Source organism: Actinosynnema sp. (assembly GCF_052038725.1).
In genome coordinates this window covers 1-3,596 of sequence record NZ_JBQGCX010000568.1, presented here as the reverse complement: position 1 = coordinate 3,596, position 3,596 = coordinate 1, and the positions used below count along the sequence as shown (strand labels likewise).

The 3,596-nt window shown below is 71.9% G+C and carries 2 protein-coding genes; one reads left to right on the top strand and one right to left on the bottom strand.

Annotated elements, in window-relative coordinates; genetic code table 11:
- Nucleotides 1-1,004: 1,004 nt before the first annotated feature.
- Nucleotides 1,005-2,141 (bottom strand): MFS transporter, encoded by a 1,137-nt coding sequence (locus ACTUAL_RS11820; RefSeq protein ID WP_440900270.1) that lies wholly within the window; start codon nucleotides 2,139-2,141, stop codon nucleotides 1,005-1,007.
- 231 nt (nucleotides 2,142-2,372) lie between these two features.
- On the opposite strand from ACTUAL_RS11820, the gene aroB reads away from it, so the two are divergent.
- Nucleotides 2,373-3,521: a 3-dehydroquinate synthase gene (gene aroB / locus ACTUAL_RS11815; RefSeq protein WP_440900269.1), complete on the top strand. Its 1,149-nt coding sequence runs from the start codon at nucleotides 2,373-2,375 to the stop codon at nucleotides 3,519-3,521.
- The last annotated feature ends 75 nt before the right edge of the window (nucleotides 3,522-3,596 follow it).

The following is a 3,596-nucleotide window of genomic DNA, read 5'->3' as shown; positions in this document are numbered from 1 at the left end:
ACCCGACGAACGGGTCACTCACTCGCGCCTGACGATCGGTCCCTTCACTCGCGCCTAACGACCGGCTCACTCACTTGAGAACCTGATGAACGGTCCGTTCACTCGCACCCGATGAACGGACCACTCACTCACGGCGAACAGCCCGCTCACTTGCTCGGCTGCCTTTTCGCCGCCCGCCCGCCGTGTCGCGCCGCTGCCAGCCCGCGGCGTCGCGCCGCTGCCAACCACTCGCCACGAGCCGCCCGCCCATCTGGTGAACGGTCCGTTCACCCACCGCACCACCTCTTCGCCGCCCACCTCGCTGAGCCACCGCCGACCACCCACTCGCCACAGGCCGCCCGTCCACTTAGTGAATGGTCCGTTCACTCATGCTCGGCAAACGGCCCGCTCACCCGCCGGACCATTCCTCAGCTGCTCACCCACCAGGCCACTCCCTCGCCGCTCACGTACCGCGCCGCTCGCCTGCCTCGCCGCTCACGTACCGCGCCGCTCACTTGCCGCGCCGTTCACGCACCGCGCCGCCCAACCTTCGCGCCGCTTCCCACCGAGCTGCAATCGGTCAGCTGCTCACCGCAGAGCACCTTTCCCATTCGTTGAACGGTCCGTTCACCGAATGGGATCGCCTCTTCGCCGCTCCTGCCGGGCCTACTACTCCTGCCGGGTCCTCTGCCAGGCAACTGCTGGACCGCCGCCAGGCAACTGCTGGGCCCCTACCGCTCCTGCCGGACAACTGCCAGGCACCTGCTCGCCACAGGCCGCCCGTCCCACTCGGTGAATGGTCCGTTCACCGAGTGGGACTTGCCCTTTCGCGCTCGCCTTGCCGAGCCACTGTCGGCCAGCCGCGCGCTGCGAGCCGCCTGCCCCTGTGGTGAACGGTCCGTTCGCCCGCCGCACCACCTGCCAGCCGTGCCCGCCAACCACATCCGGCCCGCTCATCCGGCCGCGTCCGCTCATCCGGCCGCGCCCGCTCACTCAGCCGCGCCCACCCACTCAGCCACGTCCACTCACCTGGCCACGTCCGCCGACCCCCCACCGCCAACTCCATCCCCACCAACCCGCTCCCCACGCCCCCCACCCGGCTCCCGCACCACCACCGAAGCCACCGCGACCACCAACCCCCCGCAGGCCAACACCCCCAACGCCGCCGTCAACCCGATCCCGCCCGCCAACAACCCCACCAGCGGCGGGCTCCCCAAGAACCCCAGGTACGACACCGTCGTCACCGTCGCGATCGCCCCCGGCCGCCGCTCGTCGTCCACCGACGACCCGGCCAGCCCCATCAGCGTCGGCACCGCGGGCGCCATCCCCACCCCCGCCAGCGCGAACCCGGCCAGCGCCAGCAGCGGTGACAGCTCCAGCGCCGCCGCCAGCGACGCCACCCCGATGCCGATCGCCGCGAGCACCCCGCCACCCATCACCAGCACCCGCCCGGAAACCCGGTCACCGCGCCACTGCGCCACCATCCGCCCCACCGCGAGCCCGGCCATGTAGCACGCAGGCGCCGCGCTCCCCAGCAGCGGACCGGTGCCCATGCCCTGCTCCAGGTGCAGCGCCCCCCACTGCTCGACCGCGTTCTCCAGGAACAGCACCACCGCCGCCAGCAACCCGAACGCCAGCAACCCCGGTGCAGGCAACCGCCGCCCCGAACCGGCGCCAGACCCCGAACCAGACCCCGAAGCCCCAGACCCAGACCCCGAACCCCCGGACCACCCGCCCCGATCCACCGCCAACCCCGCACTCACCAGCACCAGCACCGAAACCACCACCAGCACCGGCAACGGCGCAACCCCCTGCGACCGCGCGAACCCCACCGCGGGCGCCGCCAGCACCATCGCCAACGGCGTCGCCGCGTGCACCCGGTTGAACAACCGCGTCCCGTCCCGAGCCTCGTGCGCCGCGACGGTGCTGTTCAGCGCCACCTCGATCGCCCCGGACGTCGCCCCCACCGCCGCCAGCGCCGCCCCGAACGCGAGCGCCCCCGACGCCAACCCCGGCAGCGCGCAGGCCACCGCGAAGGCCACCAGCACCACCGGCAGCGTCCACTGCCGCAACGCCCGCGCCAGCGGCGCCGTCAGCACCATCCCGGCGAGCGCTCCCATCGGGATCCCGAACAGGACCAGCCCGAATTCCGCGTCATCCACGCCCACGGCGGTTTTCAAGTCCGGCAGCAGGGCAGCCCATCCACCCCAGAACAATCCCCAGCTGGCCGCCGCCGCGATCAGCCCGAGCGACGAGGAACGACGTTGTGCGGTTACAGGCACCCGGTAACCCCCGATTGACCACGTAACGTTACGGATTTGTGGCCCCAACGTAACTCTGAGATGGTCGAGGTGCCAACACGTCCCCTTCTCAGGCGATCCCCGGAGGAGCGTATGGACAGTCCCGCTGGTTACCGGATCCACGACAACATCCCCCTTCCCGGCAACCTCGACCAGGTCGACGTCCACGTCACCCGCGACGACGACTACCGCATCCACGTCCTCCCCGACGTGGACCGCGCGGTCGACGCGCTGCTGACCGAGCTGGACGGTCGCCGCGCCGTCGTCATCCCCGACGACGTCGTCGCCGACCTGCACGAGGGCCGGATCAGCGCCGAGCTGGCGGCGCGCGGCCAGCTCATCGGCCGCACCGCGATCCGCGCCGGTGAGAAGTCCAAGTCCCTCACCACCGCGTTCGAGCTGATCGACTGGCTCGCCGAGGTGGACCTGGCCCGCCGCGACGTGGTCATCGCGCTCGGCGGCGGCGTCGTGGTCGACACCGTCGGCTTCGTCGCCAGCGCCTACATGCGCGGCGTCCCGTACCTCAACATGCCGACCACCCTGCTCGCCCAGGTCGACGCGGGCATCGGCGGCAAGGTCGCCGTGGACCACAGCGAGGCCAAGAACCTCGTCGGCGCCTTCTACCAGCCCAAGGCCGTCATCTCCTGCCTGGAGCACCTGCGCACCCTGGACACCAGGCAGATCCGCTCCGGGCTGGCCGAGGTGGTCAAGAAGGCCGTCATCGCCTCGCCCGAGCTGTTCGACTACATCGAGGCCAACGCCGACGACCTGCTGGCCTGCGCCTCGCCCGCCATCGACGTGCTCGTGCACGCGGCGGGCGCCATCAAGACCAAGCTCGTCGGCCGCGACCCGTACGAGATCGACCTGCGCCGACCGCTGAACTTCGGCCACACCACCGGCCACGCCGTCGAGACCGTCACGAACTACGGCCCGGTGCTGCACGGCGAGGCCGTCGCGTTCGGCATGGTCGTCGCGGTGGACGTGGCGCGGGCGCGCGGCCTGGTCGTGCCCGAGGTCGCCGACCGGATCACCGCCCTCATCCGCCGCCTCGGCCTGCCGGTCGCGCTGGAGGAGCTGGGCGCGGTGCCGGGGGTGGACGACGTGGTGGCGGCGCTGCTGAAGATCCGCCAGATCCGCGACGGCAGCCTGCGCTTCGTGCTGCCGGTCGAGCTGGGCGCCACGGTGATCGCCGAGGACGTCACCGAGGACGAGGTCCGCGCCGCGCTGGTGAGGCTGCGATGAGCCTGCTCGACGACTCCGGCCTCCGGGCGAGCCCGCTGTGGGCGGTGGACGCGGGCGGCAGCGACACCGCCGTCG